This window comes from Flaviramulus sp. (assembly GCF_982512915.1).
Window position 1 is genome coordinate 71,313 of sequence record NZ_CEWOCJ010000011.1, and the last position, 19,743, is coordinate 91,055.

Annotated in this window: 22 protein-coding genes; 10 read left to right on the forward strand and 12 right to left on the reverse strand. The window is 29.7% G+C overall.

What is annotated here, in order from left to right; genetic code table 11:
• Window positions 1-103 precede the first annotated feature (103 nt).
• The 3 genes from ligA to AC1XJX_RS09155 are packed head-to-tail and all read right to left on the reverse strand — an operon-like array spanning window position 104 to window position 3,434.
• Window positions 104-2,101 (reverse strand): NAD-dependent DNA ligase LigA, encoded by a 1,998-nt coding sequence (gene ligA / locus AC1XJX_RS09145; RefSeq protein ID WP_482003671.1) that lies wholly within the window; start codon window positions 2,099-2,101, stop codon window positions 104-106.
• Window positions 2,098-2,964 carry a peptide chain release factor N(5)-glutamine methyltransferase gene (gene prmC / locus AC1XJX_RS09150; protein WP_482003672.1) on the reverse strand — a complete coding sequence of 289 codons (867 nt, stop codon included), beginning with the start codon at window positions 2,962-2,964 and terminating at the stop codon, window positions 2,098-2,100. Before prmC ends, ligA begins: the two co-directional genes overlap by 4 nt.
• Window positions 2,943-3,434: a GNAT family N-acetyltransferase gene (locus AC1XJX_RS09155; RefSeq protein WP_482003673.1), complete on the reverse strand. Its 492-nt coding sequence runs from the start codon at window positions 3,432-3,434 to the stop codon at window positions 2,943-2,945. The genes prmC and AC1XJX_RS09155 overlap by 22 nt, the downstream gene beginning before the upstream one ends.
• 21 nt (window positions 3,435-3,455) lie before the next feature.
• On the opposite strand from AC1XJX_RS09155, the gene ribD reads away from it, so the two are divergent.
• Complete coding sequence (gene ribD, locus AC1XJX_RS09160) at window positions 3,456-4,439, forward strand: bifunctional diaminohydroxyphosphoribosylaminopyrimidine deaminase/5-amino-6-(5-phosphoribosylamino)uracil reductase RibD (protein WP_482003674.1); 984 nt, start codon at window positions 3,456-3,458, stop codon at window positions 4,437-4,439.
• 8 nt (window positions 4,440-4,447) lie between these two features.
• Entirely contained in the window at window positions 4,448-5,062 is a 615-nt protein-coding gene (locus tag AC1XJX_RS09165; protein ID WP_482003675.1) for an IMPACT family protein, read from the forward strand.
• 1 nt (window position 5,063) lies between these two features.
• Here AC1XJX_RS09165 and AC1XJX_RS09170 read toward each other — a convergent pair whose 3' ends face one another.
• Window positions 5,064-5,462 carry an acyl-CoA thioesterase gene (locus AC1XJX_RS09170; protein ID WP_482003676.1) on the reverse strand — a complete coding sequence of 133 codons (399 nt, stop codon included), beginning with the start codon at window positions 5,460-5,462 and terminating at the stop codon, window positions 5,064-5,066.
• 189 nt (window positions 5,463-5,651) lie between these two features.
• On the opposite strand from AC1XJX_RS09170, the gene dnaA reads away from it, so the two are divergent.
• The 3 genes from dnaA to AC1XJX_RS09185 are packed head-to-tail and all read left to right on the forward strand — an operon-like array spanning window position 5,652 to window position 8,259.
• A complete protein-coding gene (gene dnaA, locus AC1XJX_RS09175) occupies window positions 5,652-7,079 on the forward strand; it encodes a chromosomal replication initiator protein DnaA (RefSeq protein WP_482003677.1) in 1,428 nt (475 codons plus the stop codon).
• An 11-nt stretch (window positions 7,080-7,090) separates the two neighbouring features.
• Entirely contained in the window at window positions 7,091-7,546 is a 456-nt protein-coding gene (locus AC1XJX_RS09180) for a low molecular weight protein-tyrosine-phosphatase (protein ID WP_482003678.1), read from the forward strand.
• Window positions 7,543-8,259, forward strand: coding sequence for an SAM-dependent methyltransferase (locus tag AC1XJX_RS09185; protein ID WP_482003679.1), 717 nt, complete (start codon window positions 7,543-7,545; stop codon window positions 8,257-8,259). Before AC1XJX_RS09180 ends, AC1XJX_RS09185 begins: the two co-directional genes overlap by 4 nt.
• 4 nt (window positions 8,260-8,263) lie before the next feature.
• On the opposite strand, the gene AC1XJX_RS09190 is transcribed toward AC1XJX_RS09185, so the two are convergent.
• The 5 genes from AC1XJX_RS09190 to dapF all read right to left on the reverse strand — a co-directional run bounded on the left by AC1XJX_RS09190 (window position 8,264) and on the right by dapF (window position 12,277).
• Window positions 8,264-8,917: a peptidoglycan-binding protein LysM gene (locus AC1XJX_RS09190; protein WP_482003680.1), complete on the reverse strand. Its 654-nt coding sequence runs from the start codon at window positions 8,915-8,917 to the stop codon at window positions 8,264-8,266.
• Between the two features lie 110 nt (window positions 8,918-9,027).
• Complete coding sequence (locus AC1XJX_RS09195) at window positions 9,028-9,939, reverse strand: DUF2279 domain-containing protein (protein ID WP_482003681.1); 912 nt, start codon at window positions 9,937-9,939, stop codon at window positions 9,028-9,030.
• Entirely contained in the window at window positions 9,939-10,982 is a 1,044-nt protein-coding gene (mltG, locus tag AC1XJX_RS09200; RefSeq protein WP_482003682.1) for an endolytic transglycosylase MltG, read from the reverse strand. The genes AC1XJX_RS09195 and mltG overlap by 1 nt, the downstream gene beginning before the upstream one ends.
• Entirely contained in the window at window positions 10,983-11,507 is a 525-nt protein-coding gene (locus AC1XJX_RS09205; protein ID WP_482003683.1) for a GNAT family N-acetyltransferase, read from the reverse strand.
• On the reverse strand, window positions 11,504-12,277 hold the full coding sequence (gene dapF / locus AC1XJX_RS09210) for a diaminopimelate epimerase (protein ID WP_482003684.1): 774 nt from the start codon (window positions 12,275-12,277) through the stop codon (window positions 11,504-11,506). Before dapF ends, AC1XJX_RS09205 begins: the two co-directional genes overlap by 4 nt.
• 124 nt (window positions 12,278-12,401) lie before the next feature.
• On the opposite strand from dapF, the gene AC1XJX_RS09215 reads away from it, so the two are divergent.
• From AC1XJX_RS09215 to AC1XJX_RS09225, 3 genes are all read left to right on the forward strand, one after another.
• A complete protein-coding gene (locus tag AC1XJX_RS09215; protein WP_482003685.1) occupies window positions 12,402-13,811 on the forward strand; it encodes a trypsin-like peptidase domain-containing protein in 1,410 nt (469 codons plus the stop codon).
• A 199-nt stretch (window positions 13,812-14,010) separates the two neighbouring features.
• Window positions 14,011-15,459 (forward strand): glyceraldehyde-3-phosphate dehydrogenase, encoded by a 1,449-nt coding sequence (locus tag AC1XJX_RS09220; protein WP_482003686.1) that lies wholly within the window; start codon window positions 14,011-14,013, stop codon window positions 15,457-15,459.
• A gap of 141 nt (window positions 15,460-15,600) precedes the next feature.
• Window positions 15,601-16,224: a tRNA (guanine-N1)-methyltransferase gene (locus AC1XJX_RS09225; RefSeq protein ID WP_482003687.1), complete on the forward strand. Its 624-nt coding sequence runs from the start codon at window positions 15,601-15,603 to the stop codon at window positions 16,222-16,224.
• Here the strand turns inward: AC1XJX_RS09225 and AC1XJX_RS09230 are convergent.
• On the reverse strand, window positions 16,221-16,823 hold the full coding sequence (locus tag AC1XJX_RS09230) for a DUF1684 domain-containing protein (protein WP_482003688.1): 603 nt from the start codon (window positions 16,821-16,823) through the stop codon (window positions 16,221-16,223). The two genes, AC1XJX_RS09225 and AC1XJX_RS09230, sit on opposite strands and share 4 nt — an antisense overlap.
• 251 nt (window positions 16,824-17,074) lie before the next feature.
• Between AC1XJX_RS09230 and AC1XJX_RS09235 the strand changes: the two genes are divergently transcribed.
• Window positions 17,075-18,286, forward strand: coding sequence for an MFS transporter (locus AC1XJX_RS09235; protein ID WP_482003689.1), 1,212 nt, complete (start codon window positions 17,075-17,077; stop codon window positions 18,284-18,286).
• A gap of 8 nt (window positions 18,287-18,294) precedes the next feature.
• On the opposite strand, the gene AC1XJX_RS09240 is transcribed toward AC1XJX_RS09235, so the two are convergent.
• Window positions 18,295-18,738 (reverse strand): Lrp/AsnC family transcriptional regulator, encoded by a 444-nt coding sequence (locus AC1XJX_RS09240; protein WP_482003690.1) that lies wholly within the window; start codon window positions 18,736-18,738, stop codon window positions 18,295-18,297.
• Between the two features lie 121 nt (window positions 18,739-18,859).
• Between AC1XJX_RS09240 and AC1XJX_RS09245 the strand changes: the two genes are divergently transcribed.
• Entirely contained in the window at window positions 18,860-19,255 is a 396-nt protein-coding gene (locus AC1XJX_RS09245) for a hypothetical protein (RefSeq protein ID WP_482003691.1), read from the forward strand.
• 4 nt (window positions 19,256-19,259) lie between these two features.
• On the opposite strand, the gene AC1XJX_RS09250 is transcribed toward AC1XJX_RS09245, so the two are convergent.
• Entirely contained in the window at window positions 19,260-19,739 is a 480-nt protein-coding gene (locus tag AC1XJX_RS09250; RefSeq protein ID WP_482003692.1) for a hypothetical protein, read from the reverse strand.
• Between the last annotated feature and the right edge of the window lie 4 nt (window positions 19,740-19,743).

Here is a 19,743-nt window from a genome sequence, read left to right on the forward strand (position 1 = left end):
ATTTGGGGTTGTGAGACATCTATAATTTGGGTTTCAAAGACAAATATACAAAATTATTCCATATTAACGATAAAAATTACATTTAATCGATAAAAAAAACAAATTAATTAATTTTTTGTAAGAATTCATGCTCATTAATTAATTCTATTTTTAGATCTTTAGCTTTTTCCTTTTTACTAGGCCCCATATTATCACCAGCTACAATATAACTTGTTTTTGATGAAATAGAACTACTAACCTTACCTCCATTGTCTTCTATTAACTTTTTTAAATCATTTCTAGAAATAGATTCAAAAACACCAGTAATAACAATTATTTGGCCTTCTAAAATACTCGTTTTCCCTTTAAGTTCATCAGCAGACATCTCTAATTGAACACCAAATTCTTTCAATCTATTTATAATAAACAGGTTTTCTTCAGAAGCAAAGAATGCTAAAACACTTTCAGCTATCTTAATACCAATTTCGTCAACATTTACCAATTCTTCTAATGAAGCATTAATAATTGCATCAATACTTTTGTAATATTTAGCTAATTTTTTTGCTACAGTTTCACCAACATATCGAATACCCAAAGCAAATAATACCCTTTCAAAGGGAATCGTTTTTGATTTTTCAATTCCTTGGATTAAATTATAAGCACTTTTATCGGCCATTCGTTCTAAAGGAATCACTTGTTCTTTAGTTAATTCATATAAATCCGAATAGTTACTAATTAAACTTTCATTAACCAATAAAGCTACTGTTTCTCCACCCAAACCTTCAATATCCATGGCTTTTCTGGAGATATAATGCTGTATTCGACCAATGATTTGAGGTTTACAGCCATTAAAATTAGGACAATAGTGTTGTGCTTCACCTTCTTGCCTTATAAGTTCTGTTTCACATTCAGGGCAATGAGTAATATATTCAGTTGGCTCAGAATTTATTGGTCGTTTAGATAAATCTACTCCTAAAATTTTCGGAATAATCTCTCCGCCTTTTTCAACATATACTTCATCTCCAACTCTTACATCTAACTTTTCAATTTGATCTGCGTTATGTAACGAAGCTCTTTTTACAGTGGTTCCTGCCAAGTCAACAGGTTCTAAATTTGCAACTGGTGTTATTGCTCCTGTTCTGCCTACCTGATAGGTTATACTATTTAACTTAGTAGATACTTGCTCTGCTTTAAACTTATAAGCCATAGCCCAACGTGGTGCTTTGGCAGTATAGCCTAATTCCTCTTGCTGCTGCAAACTATTTACTTTAACAACAACGCCGTCTATTTCATAAGGTAAATTATGGCGCTCTTCATTCCAATAATTAATAAACTCTAAAACTTCCTCTATTGAGTTTAATAATTTTGCTGTATTAGGCACTTTAAAACCCCATTGTCTGGCTTTATATAAACTTTCTAACTGTGTATTAACACCTAATTTATCACCCGTTAAATTATAAAGTAAACACTCTAATGGGCGTTTTGCAACCTCAGCACTATCCTGTAATTTTAAACTTCCTGAAGCTGTATTTCTAGGATTTCTATAAGGCTCCTCACCTATTGCAATGCGCTCTTCATTCATTTTATTGAAACCATCAAAAGGCAGTACGATCTCTCCACGAATATCAAACTTTGGTGGAAAATCTCCTTTTAATTGTAAAGGCACCGAATTTATTGTTTTAACATTAGCAGTTACGTTATCTCCTTGAAATCCATCACCTCTTGTAACTGCTTTTACTAATTTACCTGATTCATAAGTCAAACTAATAGATGCGCCATCATATTTTAACTCACAAGTATATTGTATATCTCCTTCAACTATTTTCCTAATTCGAACTTCCCAATCTTGTAAATCTTCTTTGGAATAAGAATTATCAAGCGAATACATACGAAACTCATGTGTTACAGTTTCAAAATTCTTTGTTACTTCTCCACCTATACGTTGTGTGGGCGAATTAGTATCAAAAAATTCAGGATATTTAGTTTCAAGCTCTTTAAGTTCTTTAAGTTTAGTATCAAATTCAAAATCTGAAATTGTGGCATTATCGAGCACATAATAGTTAAAATTATGCTCTCGTAATTCACTTCTTAAAACTTCAATTCTTTCTTGTATTGTATTCATTTATTTAAAACGCCTTTAATCATTCTATCCTTTTTAAAGATATCTTGTTTTAATTCTATGTTTGAAAAATTCTTGTGATATAATAAATCAATCATATCGGTTCCAAGATACTCATTGATTTCAAAAAACAACAAACCATTTTTTGATAAATTATTAACAGCAAATTCTGTAATAGCTTTATAAAAAAGTAATGGATTATCATCTTTTACAAAAAGTGCCAAATGAGGTTCGTTATCTAAAACATTAGGTTTCATAAATTGTTTTTCTAACTCCCTAACATATGGTGGATTAGAAACAATAATATCAAATTTAACATGATTTAAGTTGCTACTATTTAAAATATCTACTTGAAAAAAATCAACCTTAACATTATTTAATTTAGCATTTTGCTTTGCCATTTTCAATGCTTTTTCTGAGATATCTAGCGCATAAACTTTTGCATTTGGTAAATTTTTTGCTAGTGAAATGGCAATACAACCACTACCAGTACCAATGTCTAAAATACTAATCTCATTTTTTTTATTGGCTTGCTTTATTATAAAATCAACCAATTCTTCAGTTTCAGGTCTAGGAATTAAAGTGTGCTCATTTACTTTAAATGACAAGCTAAAAAAAACTGTTTCTTCAAGTATATATTGTATTGGTTTCTCTTTTTTTAATAAACTTAAAGCGTACAAAATAGGTTCTTTATTATCTACTTCCAAATTTAAATCTAGCGCTAAATGAATTCTTTTAACTTGGTAATAAAAATCAATTAATAGATAAAAAAAACTATCAACCTCCTCTATGGCATAAATAGCGTCTAATTCTTCATGAAACTTATTTTGAATAGCTTTTAAATTCATAAATCTTTTATCATCCATATGCCACACGAATAATGCCCGGTATTTCCTAAAGAACCATCTAAATGTTTAAAACCAAAACTTTCATAAATATGAATGGCTGCCTTAAGTTGAGGCGCAGATTCTAAATAACATTTCTTGTAACCCAAAACTTTAGCAGAGAGCAAACATCTTTCAAAAAGTTTTTTTCCATAACCTTTACCTCTTACTTTCGGAGAAAAGTACATTTTTTGAATTTCGCAAACGTCATTTTTAAAATCTTTTAATGGTTTTACACCGCCACCACCTAAAATCTGTCCATCCAAATCAATAACGTAGTAAATATCATTATCGTTTTGATAAGACTCGTACATTTTTGATGTCTCAGGATCTGAAAAAGCAGTACCTTCTAATGGTATTTCAAATTCATGGAAACACGCTCTAATAAGAGCTTCTAATTGTTTGTTATCTTGAGGTTCAATTTCTCTAATAACAATAGTGTTCATACCCATTTTTAATGTTATTTTTACAGTGTGAATATACACGAAAAATATATAAAACGATGCATTGAAATTGCTAAAAATGGTTTAGGAATTACCAGCCCAAACCCAATGGTTGGAGCTGTAATTGTTTACAACAAAAAAATAATTGGAGAAGGATTTACTAGTAAATATGGCGGCAATCATGCCGAAGTAAATGCTATAAATGCAGTATCAAATAAAGATTTATTAAAAGAATCTACACTTTATGTGACTTTAGAACCTTGTGCACATTTTGGAAAAACTCCTCCTTGCAGCGACCTCATAGTAAAACATCGTATTCCAAAGGTGGTAATTGGTTGTATTGATGAACATGAGAAAGTAGCAGGTAAAGGCATAGAAAAACTTAAAAATGCTGGTTGCAATGTGACAGTCACTGTTTTAGAAGAGGTTTGTAAAATTCATCATAAACGTTTTTTTACATTTCACAACAAAAAACGGCCTTATGTAATTTTAAAATGGGCTGAAACAAAAGATGGTTTTATAGCGCCGTTACATAAAAATGAAAAAAAACCAGTATGGGTTAGTAATACTTTTTCGAGGCAATTATCTCATAAATGGCGCACGGAGGAACAAGCTATTCTCGTAGGAACAAATACTGTATTGGAAGACAATCCAAGCTTAACTGCTAGATACTGGTCAGGAAAAACCCCGATTCGTTTTGTATTAGACAAAAAAAAAATACTTTCAAAAAATCATAAAGTTTTTAATGCTGAAGCTGAAACTATAGTAATCAAAGAAACATCAGCATTAGATATTTGTAGAAAATTATTTGAATTAAATATAAGCTCTGTAATTATAGAAGGCGGTTCAAAAACACTACAACTATTTATTGATGCAAACATTTGGGATGAAGCTAGAGTTTTTATTGGGAATAAAGATTTTAAAGATGGTATTAAATCTCCTGTATTTTCTGGCAAGTTAATTTCACAGTATAAGATAGATGATGACGTTTTAAAAATTTCAATTAATCAATAATTAGATTTTTGATAGAAAAAGACACATACAATACCATTGAAAAATCTACAAAACCAATTTTATACAAATATAAAAATAGTAAATTTTATGGTTATGCTTATCCTATTTTAAGTGAATCAGTAGTAAAATCTCATATTGACGAACTTAAAAAAGAGCATCATTCTGCAAGACATTGGTGTTATGCATACCAAATTGGTACAGAACAAGAAAATATTATCTATCGTGCAAATGATGACGGAGAACCTAATAACTCTGCTGGTTTACCTATTTACGGGCAAATACAATCCTTTGATATAACTAATATTTTAGTAGTGGTAGTTCGTTATTTTGGTGGTGTTAAGTTAGGGGTTGGTGGTTTAATAAGTGCTTATAAAACTGCAGCACAAATGATTCTTGATAATTCCAAAATTATAGAAAAAACAATCAATATAGATTTTCTTATATCCTTCGATTATAAAAACATAAATACCATCATGCGAATTATAAAAGAAAAAAAATTAAATATGGTAACACAAAAACTTCAGATAAGTTGCGAAATCACCATCTCGGTTAGGAAAAAAGATTCAGAGACAATCTACAATTTATTTAATAATATATTTGAAATCATTATTAAGAAAATCTAAATTAACTATCAATAAGATCTAATATATAGTCAGGCGCTTTAACTGGTCGATTAGTTTTCATATCAACAAACGCCAAAATGGTACTTGCAGTTGTTAAAATCTCACCCTTTTCATTACTTATTTCATACTCAAATTCAATCTTTGCGGTTGGCCTATTTTTTAGTTTAGTTTTAACATTAATTAAATCATCATAACACGCTGGCTTTTTATAGTTTACAGTTAACGAAACAACGGGCAACATAACACCGTTTTCCTCCATAGTTTTATAAGAAATACCTAATTTTCTTAACCACTCAATACGCCCAATTTCTAGGTATAATGGATAATTACCGTGGTAAACCACGCCCATTTGATCTGTTTCACCATACCGCACTCTAATTTGTATTTCGTCGAATTTCATGATTGTATCTAAATATTTTTTTGTAGATTCGGCAACGAGTAAACATGAGGAAAAATTTATTAAAATTCAATAGTAAATCATTTTTTTTTTAAGAAATTTGTTCACATATTTGCCACGCTATAATAGAGGGGATATGAAAAGTCATTTTTCATAATAATTCTAACTAACTAAAACCAACAAAATAAAAAAATGAGTGTAACTGCGCAAACGGTATGGAATAATTGTCTAGAGTTCATAAAGGACAACATTCAACCGCAAGCATACAAAACATGGTTTGAACCCATCATTGCAGTTAAACTTGCCGATAATGCTTTAAGCATTCAAGTCCCTAGTAAATTCTTTTATGAATGGCTTGAAGAGCATTACGTAAAAATCCTTAAGGTTTCACTTACAAAAGAATTAGGAGAAAGCGCCAAACTTGTTTACATAATAAAAATGGAAAACACATATGGCAATAAGCAACCTTTTACAGAAAAAATCCCTAGTTCTAACCGAAGTGCATTAAAATCGCAAGATGTTGATGTTCCCTTAAATAATAAAAACCCGGAATTACGTAATCCTTTCGTAATACCTGGTATTAGAAATGTAAAGATAGAATCACAACTTAATCCAAATTATAGTTTTGAAAATTTTTTAGAAGGCGATTCTAACAGGCTGGCTAGAAGTGCTGGCTTAGCAGTAGCTTCAAAACCAGGAGGAACTTCTTTCAATCCTTTATTGATTTTTGGCGGTGTAGGTTTAGGAAAAACACATTTAGCACATGCTATTGGTGTAGATATAAAAGATAAATACCCTGAAAAAACAGTATTATATATTTCTGCTGAAAAATTTACGCAACAGTATATAGATGCTGTAAAGAAAAATAATAGAAATGATTTTATTCATTTTTATCAAATTATTGATATCCTAATCATTGATGACGTTCAATTCCTTTCTGGTAAAACTGGTACACAAGATGTTTTCTTTCATATTTTCAACCATTTACATCAAAACGGAAAGCAAGTTATATTAACAAGCGACAAAGCACCAGTGGATATGCAAGATATTGAGCAACGCTTGTTATCTCGATTTAAATGGGGATTATCTGCTGAATTACAAAATCCGGATTTTGAAACACGTGTTTCTATTTTGAAAAATAAATTATATCGTGATGGTGTTGAAATGCCTGATGATATTATTGAATATGTTGCAAAAAATATTAAAACAAACGTTAGAGAACTTGAAGGTGCCATCATTTCTTTAATAGCTCAATCATCTTTCAACAAAAAAGAAATTACTATTGATTTAGCTAGAACCATAGTTGAGAAATTTGTAAAAAATACAAAACGCGAAGTATCAATTGATTACATTCAAAAAGTTGTTTCAGACTACTTCCAAATGGATGTTGATACATTACAATCTAAAACAAGAAAACGTCATATTGTACAAGCGCGTCAATTAGCTATGTTTTTCGCAAAAAAATTCACTAAAGCATCGTTAGCAAGTATTGGCTCTCAAATAGGTAAACGTGATCATGCGACAGTTTTACATGCTTGTAAAACTGTAGATAACTTATCATCAACAGATAAACAATTCAGAAAATATGTTGAAGATATCACCAAAAAACTATCTGTTTAAATTTTATTAAAATGACTAAAATTCTGATGGTATGCTTGGGAAACATTTGTCGTTCTCCACTTGCCGAAGGAATTTTAAAATCAAAACTTCCAACCAACAATTTCTTTATTGATTCGGCAGGAACCGCAAATTACCATGTTGGAAGTCCACCAGATAAACGTTCTATCTCAATTGCTAAAAACTATGGGATAAATATTTCTAATCTAAAAGCTCGCCAATTTAAAGTTAGCGATTTTGACTCTTTTGATTTTATCTATGTCATGGATGATTCTAATTTTAATAACGTAATTAAATTAGCTAGAAATAATGAAGATATTAAAAAAGTTAAATTAATTTTAAACGAAGTAAATCCTAATAAAAACCTAGATGTTCCAGACCCTTATTATGATGGTGATGAAGGATTTGAAAATACTTATAAAATGCTAGACGAGGCTTGTAATGTTATTGTAAAAAAAATATTAGAATGAATTCTACGATTGGTAAATTATATTTAATCCCGACTACCCTAGGTGATAACGACCCGTTAGAAGTTCTACCAATTACAGTTAAAAATATTATTAAAAAGACCAATACGTTTATTGTTGAAAATGAAAAAACAGCAAGACGTTTTATAAAAAATATTTGTCCAGATAAATCACAACCTGATTTGAAATTATTTTCTTTAAATAAATATACAGAAGAAAGTGAACTCCCAACATTTTTAGAACCATGCTTGAATGGTATAGACATCGGTCTTTTATCAGAAGCTGGTTGTCCTGGTGTAGCAGATCCTGGTGCTGATGTTGTTAAAATTGCTCACAAGAAAAATATTAAAGTCATTCCATTAGTTGGTCCTTCTTCCATTTTAATGGCTATAATGAGTTCTGGAATGAATGGGCAAAGTTTTGCGTTTAATGGATACATACCAATTGATAAAACTGAAAGAAGAAATGAAATTAAAAGACTCGAAAGATTATCATTTGAACAAAATCAATCTCAACTTTTTATAGAAACACCTTACAGAAACAATAAAATGTTAGAAGATTTATCAAATTACCTTGATGATAAAACAGAAATCTGTGTGGCATGTGATATTACACTTCCAACAGAATTTATAAAAACACAAACTTCAAATGCTTGGAAAAAAAATATGGTAGACCTCCATAAAAGACCTACCATATTTATAATTCATAAAAGCTAATTACTTAAATAGCCTTTGCAACTTTATCTGGTTTTACAAATGAAGTGTCATAACCCGAAAAACGTTTCATGTAGTAATGTAATGTAGTGCCATAACCATCAGAAAAGTTATCTAAACCATAGCTTCTCAAGTAATTTTTCACACTACCTGGACCTGCTAAATGTGCTGCAGCTAAAATCCCAGATTCAGTAACTATAATTCCGTTAATTCTTTTACCAACAAAATTCTTAATATCTCTTCTGAGGATCCATTTGTTACGAGCTACATTTGCAACAAATGCTTTTTCTTGTAACCTTGGATTCTTTAAAAAATCAGATGAGTTTTTTATACCTATCATTTTTAAAGTTTCTGCACCAAATTGGTATTTACCTAAATATCCATAAGTATTTACAGAAAAGTAATTTCCACCAGATTCTTTAAAAGCTAGAGCCTCTTTAAAACCTACAAAAGATTTTCCTAAATAAGGGGAAAACTCATTATCTGGAGTTGATTTAATTACCAAAAGTTCATCATCGGTATCACTAACAGTGTAATTTAAGTTTAGTCCTTCTGTTGAATACTTAATTAAATCAATTGTTTCATTTGACTGAAACGAAATATGTAGAAGTATACATATTGTAAGTGCTATTGTAATATAACTTGCAATATTTCTTACCATAGTTTTAAATTTTTTTAGTATATTTTAGTTTAAAATACACCTTGAAATTTGAGCGTGCAAAATTAAGCTTTTTTTTAATACTATCAAAACTAATCGTTTATATATCAATTTCAATTGTAGAATAGATGAAAAACACCCTTGTTTTTATTTATTTCTAGTGTTGGTAATGGTACTTTTATCATATTAAAAATATCAAAAATTGATTTTAGTAATTTAGAATTAGTTTTTATTGCGATTAAATTTACATCAAAACTTAAGTAGTATTGACGATACCTAGAATTACTTGTTAACACTTGATTGTCAATATCTTTCAAACCAGTTAACATGCCTTCAGCCCCGTATCCAACAGCTATATTAAGCCATTTTGGTATCTTACTATCTTTGAAAAATGAATGTAAATTAAAACTTAACCAATAGGTTTGCCCGTTGTAATCTTTCAATGTTTGCTCTAGATACGTTACACCAAGTTTATCTGGACGTTGCGATGCGTAATTTGTTTGATGAAAAGAATATTTCAAAGTAATTCGTTGCTCTTTCCACAATAATTCTTGTCCAATATACAATCCTGTACCTACTCCATTAGCTAAAATATCTCCCCATGAAAAACCCCATTCAGTGGAAAAACCATCAAGAACTTCAACACCTGCCAAAAATGTAAAACCTAGAGATGCCCCATACAACAATTGATTTTTTTCACTTACACCACTCCAATTTAATAATTGTGAACCATGTTTACCCATTTGATAAGCCGTAAAGGTATGACCAAATTTATCCATTTGAAGCCATTGATTGTTATCATTGGTTGTTTGGAATTTAGAACGATCAAAATCAGAATACCAAAGTTGATTTAAACCTAATAATGTTATTCCTACTAATGTAGCTTCAGAAATTATAACTGCATTTCGCCTTGGTATATTTAAGGAATCACTTGGTGTTAAAAAACTAGTGAGCTTTGATTGTGAAAATGATTGAAATGACAGAAAAAGAAATAAAATGATATGTTTTATAGATGCACAATTCACTACTTATTAATGCCTTGTGACGATAAAAAACCTTGATATTCTCTGGCATTTACATTATGTTCGGATAGCGTTTTAGCAAACTTATGATATCCAAAACGATTGGCATCAGCTGCAAAATATAAATACTTATGACTTTCATAATTTAAAACAGCATCGATAGCCGAAATATCTGGCATTGCTATAAGTCCAGGTGGCAATCCTAAATTTTTATAGGTATTGTATGGCGACTCAATATCTTTATGAATATTTAAAACACGCTTTATTACTGTGTTTTTATACAGTGGAAGTTTATAAGCTGCAAATTTTAAAGTTGGATCAGCTTGAAGAGGCATTCCAATTCGTAACCTATTCATATAAACACCTGCTATTCTTGGTTGTTCGATGGCTTGTTTTGATTCTTCGTGAACAATTGATGCTAAAGCAATCACTTGATTTTCAGATAAACCTAAAGCATTTAATTTTAGTTTTCTGTTTTCAGTCCAAAAACGCTTGTATTCTTTAAGCATTCTATCTCTAAAACTTTCAGCATTTGTATTCCAAAAAAATTCATAACTATTTGGTAAATACATACCCAAAGCAGTCGCTTCATTAAAGTTGTTTTCTTTTAAAAAAATATCATTTTTCATAGCTTTAATAAGAGATAAACTATCATCTTCAATTTGCGCAGCAACTCTTCCTGCTAATTTTTCTAAAGTTTCTTGATTATTGAATGACAGTTTAATAGGTAAATTATTACTTCTAATAGAATTTATAATATCATTATTAGTCATGCCTTTTTTTATCTGAAAACGTCCTGCCTTTATATTGGTTGTGTACTTTTTCTGTTCCGCTATATCATCAAAAGAACTTACATCATCCAACAAAGGTTCTAGCTGAGCTCTTACTTCTTCATAGGTAGCATTGGTAGGTATAAAAATATAAGCAACATCATTATTAAAAACGGTATTTGGTTTTAACATGGCTTTATAAACAAAATTTGCAAAAAAACCAGCGACCACTAAACCAATTAGAACTATAGCAATGAGTATTTTTTTTATATACATTTAATTATTTATTAGCTGAAAAATATATTCGTTTTTATAAATACCATTTATTTTATTCCAATCTTTTTTAAGACCTATCTCCGTAAATCCTTGATTCTTAAAAAGCCTCATACTTGCTTCGTTATCTTCTAAAATATTACAGTATAGCTGATGCAAGCCAAGATGTGTAAAACTATAATTAATAAGTAAAATTAGAGCTTCTCTACCATAACCTTTCAATCTGTCTTCTGGCTCCTTTACTAAAATACCTACTCCAGCTCTACTGTTTTTAAAATCGAAATCAAATAAATCTATCATCCCAAGGGCAACTTCATCATAATTAGAAATGACTAATCTTAATTGCTTGACTTCAAAAATATCTTTATGGGAGTTTTCTAAATATTGTTTTATTAAAAACTTAGAATATGGTATTTGCGTATTACTTATTTCCCAAATAGTTTCATCATTTTCGATTTCATGAATAAACTCCAAATCTTCTGGCTCTAATGCTCTTAAGTAAATATGTTGCCCTCTTAGAGTAATCATATAATTCCTTTGAAAACAAATTTAGCTGGACCGATAAGCCAAACATTTTTATAAGTACCGTTATCAACATCAAAACTTACTTGTAATTTACCGCCTTCAACATTTAAGTCTATAATATTTTTTTCAGTTTCTCCTAAATAATGCATAGCTAAAGCCACAGCAGTAACACCCGTACCACATGACAAAGTTTCATCTTCAACTCCACGTTCGTAAGTACGAACTCTAAAAGTAGTATTTGATAACTTTTTAACAAAATTCACATTACTACCAGCTTCATAATAAGGAACTCCGTATCTAATTTGAGCCCCTTTTGATTTAATATCAAAATCATCAATAGCTTCTTCAAACTGAACATGATGTGGAGAACCTGTATTTAAAAAAATATGATTTTCATGTTTTTCAACCACATCAACATCTAGCATTTGTAATTTAACAATATCATTTTCAATCATTGCATGATGTAAACCATCGATAGCTTCAAAAATAGCCTTGTCTTTTATAACACCCAATTCTTTAGCAAAAGCAACCAAACATCTACCGCCATTACCACACATAGTACTTTCATTTCCATCAGCATTATAATAAATCATTTTAAAATCTAAATCATCATGATTTTCAAGCAAAATAAGTCCATCTGCGCCAATGCCAAAACGTCTGTCGCACAAATGAGCTATGTATTTGGTATTATTTTTGTCAAAAATCTCAAAACGATTATCAATCATTACAAAATCGTTTCCTGTTCCTTGGTATTTAAAAAAAGTCTGTTGCATAATAAACACAAATATATAAATATTAAACCGTTTTTATGACTGTTAAATAGTCGTTAAAATTGAATTTCAAGTTCAATAAATATTTAATTTTAGTCGTTAGTAAATAAAACTTAAACTGAAAATTATGAAGAAGATTTTGACTTTAGTATTGGTTTCGGCATTAGGTGGCATTTTCACCTTAGGAGCCTATAAACTCTTTTTAGAAAAAAAACCAAATGATTTAATAGTCTCAACAGAGACAAAACCGGTGTTTTTACCCACTAGCAATGTGAGTAATTTGTCAAACACAATTGAATCTATAGATCTTACAATTGCGGCAGAAAACACGGTAAATGCTGTTGTACACGTTAAAAATGTAACTATTAGTTCTGGACAAATGACTTTACAAGACTTGTTTTTAGGTAAAAGTCCGCAGAGAGCTCAAATGGGAACTGGTTCTGGTGTTATAATAAATGCTGATGGTTATATTATAACCAATAATCATGTTATTAATAATTCAGATGAATTATCAGTTACATTAAACAATAATAAAACTTATAAAGCAGAAATTGTAGGATCTGATCCAAAAACTGATATAGCATTATTAAAAATTGATGCCGAAGAAGAATTACCTTTTGTAACTTTTGCAGACTCTGATAATGCAAAAATTGGAGAATGGGTTTTAGCTGTTGGAAATCCATTCAATTTAACATCTACAGTAACAGCTGGTATTATAAGTGCAAAAGCTAGAAATCTAGACCCAACAGGTAAATATTCGCAATCGTTTATCCAAACTGATGCGGCGGTAAACCCGGGTAATTCTGGTGGTGCATTAGTTAATACAAACGGACAGTTAATAGGCATTAATACAGCCATATCATCACAAACTGGTTCTTATATAGGCTACTCATTTGCTGTACCAAGTAATATTGCAAGACGGGTTATTGAAGACATTATGGAATTTGGCAATGTACAAAACGGAATTTTAGGTATTAATGGTGGTGCTTTAAACAGTTCGTTTGCTGAAAAAATTGGCGTTAATGATACAGAAGGTATTTATGTTGACAGCGTTGTTGAGGATTCTGGAGCGGAAAAAGCTGGCATACAAAAAGGAGATATTATTAAGGAAATTGATAATATTAAAGTTTCGAAGTTTGCAGATTTAACAGGACATATTAGTGCTAAACGCGCAGGTGATTTAGTAAATCTTAAAATATCAAAAGGTGGCGAATTAAAATCTGTAATAGTTAAATTAACTAGAAATGAAACCTACACTTTACCTTTAGTAGGTCGTATTAAAAACGCAAAAAAAGAAGATTTACAAAAACTAAATGCTTCAAATGGTGTTAAAATTATTGAGTTAGATGAAGAATACGCTTCCTATTGGAAGAAAAATGGTGTTAAAGAGGGATCAATTATCACTTCAATAAACGATACTAAAATTAATTCTGTTGATGATGCAAAAGAAGCTATCCTAAACAAATCCAACTACGAACCTTTAAGGATTGAGCTCATAAACTCTAACGGAGAAAAGGAACGATACAATTTTAGATAATTAAGCTTATTTAATTTTTTTACAATAACCCTTCAAAAATTATTTGAAAGGTTATTTTTTTCAATTTGCAAAATATATTTTTTATCAAATTAAAAATTCAATCAACTAAATAGTGTGCTTTTTTATCGAAAATACATTACGAAAACGTTTGAGTTAATTACTTTTGCAAAAAATTATCAACATACTAAATTAATAAACTATGAGTTTTAGTAAAACTTATGAAAACGAATTAGCATTTCAAGCAGACAGAAGAAAGGCAACTGTAGAATTTATAAAAATTATAAGTGATTTGTGGTATGACAAATCTATTGAATTGGTACTTTTTAGAAACCAATTAATCGATAGAAATGTGAGTCAAATTTTAAACTTACACGAGTATGCTGGGAAATTTGTACAAAAACCCATTTCAATTTTTGATTCTGTAGAAATAGCTCAGGCCATAAAAACGTTAGATATTCCATCATCAAAATTAGACATTGGCAAACTAACATTCGAATATCAATTAGAAGAAAATAAACATGGAAACGCTACGGCTTTTGTATCATCAAAATTAAAAGATGCAAGTAAAAATGGAGATATAAAACCCAAAGATGTTGTGCTTTATGGTTTTGGTAGAATTGGCCGTTTAGTGGCAAGAGAACTTGTTGCTCGCACTGGAAAAGGAAATCAATTACGATTAAGGGCTATTGTGACACGTGGAAATATCGATGAAAAAACTCTGGAAAAGAGAGCTTCTTTGTTAAGAAACGACTCAGTCCATGGTGATTTTCCAGGTACAGTTTCTGTAGATTCAAAAAACAGTACTTTAATTATCAATGGAACTACAGTAAATATTATTTCTGCTAATGCCCCAGAGGACATTGATTATACAAAATTTAATATAAATGATGCTTTAATAATTGATAATACGGGTGCTTATAGAGATGATGTTGCACTAAGCAGACATTTAAAATCTATAGGTACGGATAAAGTTTTATTAACAGCTCCAGGTAAAGGTATTCCAAACATCGTTTATGGTGTAAACCATTTAGAAAATAATCCTGATAAAGTTGATATTTTCTCAGCTGCATCATGTACCACAAATGCGATAACACCGGTTTTAAAAGCTATTGAAGATTCTTTTGGAATTAAAAATGGCCATTTAGAAACGATACATGCTTACACAAACGACCAAAATTTAGTAGATAATTTTCACAGTAAATACCGCCGTGGTAGAGCAGCTGGATTAAATATGGTTATAACAGAAACTGGGGCTGGCAGTGCTGTTGCTAAAGCGTTACCAACGTTAGAAGGTAAGCTTACATCAAATGCCATTAGAGTACCTGTTCCAAATGGCTCTTTAGCTATACTAAATTTAGAATTAAAAAATAAAACTTCTCTTAATGGTGTTAATACGATACTAAAAAAATATGCATTAGAAGGTGAATTAGTTGAACAAATTAAATATGAATTAAGTGATGAGTTAGTTTCTAGTGATATTATAGGAAGTTCTGCTCCTTCTATTTATGATAGTAAAGCTACCATTGTTCGTAAGGATGGGAAAAATATCATTTTATACATATGGTACGATAATGAGTACGGCTATAGTCATCAAGTTATAAGACTGGCAAAATATATTGCCAAAGTAAGACGTTATACATACTATTAAAACATAACATCTAAATTCAAATTTAAATCGTATATAAATTAGCCTCATAAACTGAGGCTTTTTAATTATTTATAATGGTTTAATAAACTATATTTTATAAATTAGTAAACCCAGTACAAATATTAAAACCTATCCGAAAAAATGAATTCTATTAAATCTGTAATTTTTATTCTATTCTCCTGCTTTTTTTCATTGATTACATTTTCACAATCAAATCCGCAAGAAGAAGAACTTTCTTTAAATACTGGCACTATAGATAGTCAATTTGAATATGTACTTAGAAAGTCTGGCAATTTTAGAGGTACAAACGGACAAATGTATGAAGCAGTAAATCTAAATATGTTCCTAACATTAAGGTCTCATACAATCGATTCTTTAAAAACGGTTTATAAAGATTTATTAGATACTCAAGTTATTGTTAAAACCCAAGCAAAAGAAATAACAGATTTAAAAGCGAATTTAAAAGCTACGCAAAATAATCTAGAAAACACCAATTTGGAAAAAGACAGCATGTCATTATTTGGTTTGCAAATGAGTAAAACCGGTTATAATGTTTTAATGTGGTCTATAATTGGAGGTTTACTTGGATTGCTTCTTTTCTTTATATACAAGTTTAAAAATAGTAACACAATTACTCGTGAAGCAAGAAAATCTCTTGAAGAAATTGAAGAAGAATTTGAAGAACATCGTAAAACAGCTTTAGAACGTGAACAAAAGGTAAGACGTCAATTACAGGATGAAATTAATAAACATAAAAAGAGTTAATACTTTTTAAAGACCTTTACTCCAGCTTCAATTTTAGTTTTTAAATAATTTTCTCTTGGAACTATTGGGCATGAATATTTATCATTATAAGCACAATAAGGATTGTAAGCAGTATTAAAATCAATTTCAATACTATCACCTTCTGGAATTTTTAAATCTATATAACGTCCACCTCCATAAGTCTCAAAACCATTAGTTTCATCTAAAAAAGGAAGAAATAAATAATCTTCAAAACCAGCTTCTTGCATTAAACTTTCACCTTGATAAATCTTTAGTTGATGGGATTTTCCTTTTAAATCAAATGTTAAAACTCCAAATACGCGTTCTTTAGAAACTCTATCTGTTGTTGTTTTCATATTAAACCATTGGGAGTCTGTTGTTTTAATAAGGGTTGCATTCACAACATAATTAGAATCAAACTTAAAAAAATCTAAGCTTTCAAAATTTTTCCTGTCTTTATGTTTTAAAGGAGATTTGCTTGCATCTTTATAAAAAGCATTAAGCTCTTTTTGAAAATCGGTTTCACCTCTTAACGGCCTCTTTTGAGCGCAACCGAAGAAACAAATAAACATTAAGAAAAATAAAGCTAGTTTTTTCATTTTAAAAAATTTATAAATCAAAAATACAACTTACAAATATTTTATATAGTTTTGAAGAATCAAAAAAAATTAGATATGTTAAATATTGTCAACATTTGTAAAAAGCAACAAACCGCTTCATTAACAAAAAGCTGTTGGGCTTATTATATATTGTGTTGATACTACTATAAATATTACAATATATTAAAGTCCGACCTTAGTGTCGGACTTTTTTTTAAGATAAATTAATGAGTGAATTGAAACTTAAAGTAATGAAAACCTTATTTAATAATTATATAAAAACCTTTAAAGGTTTATCGGGTGAAATCTGGTGGCTTGCTTTAATAACATTTATAAACAGAGCAGGTACTATGGTTATTCCTTTTTTATCACTATATCTGAAAGAAGATTTAAATTTTGAAGTACGTGATGTAGCCTGGATAATGAGTGCATTTGGCTTAGGATCGGTTGCAGGTTCTTGGTTAGGTGGCAAGCTAACTGATACACTAGGTTATTATAAAGTTATGGTAAGAAGTTTAATAGCAACTGGGATTCTATTTATATTATTACAGTTTTTAAAAACATTTACTTCAATTTGCTTTGGGATTTTTATAGTGATGCTCGTTTCTGATACTTTTAGACCCGCTATGTTTGTAGCACTAAATGCGTATAGTAAACCTGAAAACAAAATACGATCGTTAACATTAATTCGATTAGCTATAAACTTAGGATTCTCTGCTGGACCTGCTATTGGCGGACTCATAATAACAGGCTTAAGTTATTCCGGTTTATTTTGGGTTGATGGCATTACTTGCATTTTGGCAACTCTATTGTTGATAAAAGTTTTGCATCCTAAAAAAACAAAAGTTTTAGATGAAATTAAAAATAAAAATCCAATTTCGGCTTATAAAGACTCTAGCTTTTTAATTTTTTTAATAGCAATGATGCTTTTTGGGATTGTATTCTTGCAATATTTTTCAACAATAACTATATATTACAAAGATGTTCATGTATTAACAGAATTGCAAATTGGACTTATTTTAGGTTTAAATGGTTTATTGATTTTCATTTTTGAAATGCCTTTAATTAAGTGGTTAGAAAATACTAAATATACAAAACTTGGATTAATGTTTTTTGGTGCCATTTTAACTGGTTTAAGTTTATTAATTTTAAATTTTACAAGTTGGTCAGGTATTTTAATTATAGGCATGTTATTAATGACCTTAGGTGAAATGATTGCGTTTCCTTTTTCTAATGCTTTTGCAGTTGATAGAGCAAAAAAAGGTAATCAAGGAGAATATATGGCATTATATTCTGTTTCCTTTTCTATTGCTCATATTTTTGGCCATAATGCAGGTTTACAAATGTCCGCTAATTTAGGCTATGAAAATACTTGGTATATTATAACCGGAATTGCTATAATTTGCGCATTATTACTTTTTAGTTTAAACCAAAAATTTAAAAAAGTAATTGTTAAATATTAAAATAAAATCTATTTTAAAGGAGTTACTGCTTTTTGTTTTACAACCCGTGATAATACAATCTGAGTTTTAGATTCACCGTAGGTAATGAGCTGATCAATGAAGGTTTCCAAATGCTTATTATTTTTTAATACCACTTCCATAACTATGTTTTCATCACCAGTAATTCTGTAACAATTAATAACTTCATCATAATTTTTAACTTTATCTAAAAAAGGTTTTAATTTACCCATAAATGCCCTCAAGGTAATAATTGCTTTTAATTGATACCCTATTTCAAAAGGTGAAACAATAGTTTTATAACCTTCAATAATACCCATATCCTCCATTTTTTTTATTCGCTCAGAAACAGCTGGAGAACTTATGCCAACCTGCCTACCAATTTCAGCGTTAGAAAGTCTTGCATTTTCCTGTAAACACTTTAAAATCTTACTGTTAAGTGAATCAATCTTCATTTGAAAGAAATTAGTTTGTAGAAAATTAAATTTTAAAGCAAATATACGGTTTTACTTTAAATAATAAAGTTGATTATGGTTCGTTGTGACTAATTTTGATGTAATTGCTAAGAAGTATAAAATGTCATCAAATTACCCATTAAATCTATCTGAATTACCGATTTATCAAAAAGCTTTAGAGATTTTTGCTTTATCGCAAAGTATTTCTATGTACTTAACAGACGATTTATCCAACTTAAAACCTGATGGCACAGAAGATTCAAATATTTACTTCTCGGGAGATATTGTACAACAATCCGTATCCCTAGCACCTGAAATTGCTAATGCTGAATTAGAGCGTTTTTCTGAAAATAAATACAAACATTTAGATTCTCTTAGACGCTTAACTAACAAACTTTACAAAAACTCTTATAGGTTAGAACGTTCTAATAGCAATGGAAAAGACTTTTTACCTATTTTAAGAAGTGAGCTTAAAAAGTTTAAAAAACTACAAAATAGCTGGATGCTTACTCTATAAGTATTTATTTTAATGTAAAAATTTCTTCAAAACTTCTACTTTCATTACCATAAAAAATAACATCGAAAGTTATCTTCCATTTATTATTTGAAATTTTTTTACCAGAAATAGCACCTATTGGGCTTACATTTTTTTCTATATCATCAGCAAAAAAACAAAAACAAGATTTGGTTAATATTGTTTTAGCTAAAAGTAAATCTTCTCCTTCAACAGAAAAGCTATTTAAGCCTTGGTTTATTTCAAAGTAAATATATTCGGAATACTCATCATCAGCAATAGATTCTTCTTCAGCGGCAATAAAACTAAATTTAAAAACCAGATTACCACCTTCAGAAATATTACCATATTTCATATAAGAGTTTTCAACTTCTCTGACTTCTAAATTGCTTTTTTTATAAAATTCAAAACTATAACTATCCCCAATATTATCAGAAGAACATGAGAGTAGGAACAAACTAAATAATATTATTAGATTCCTTTTCATTTTA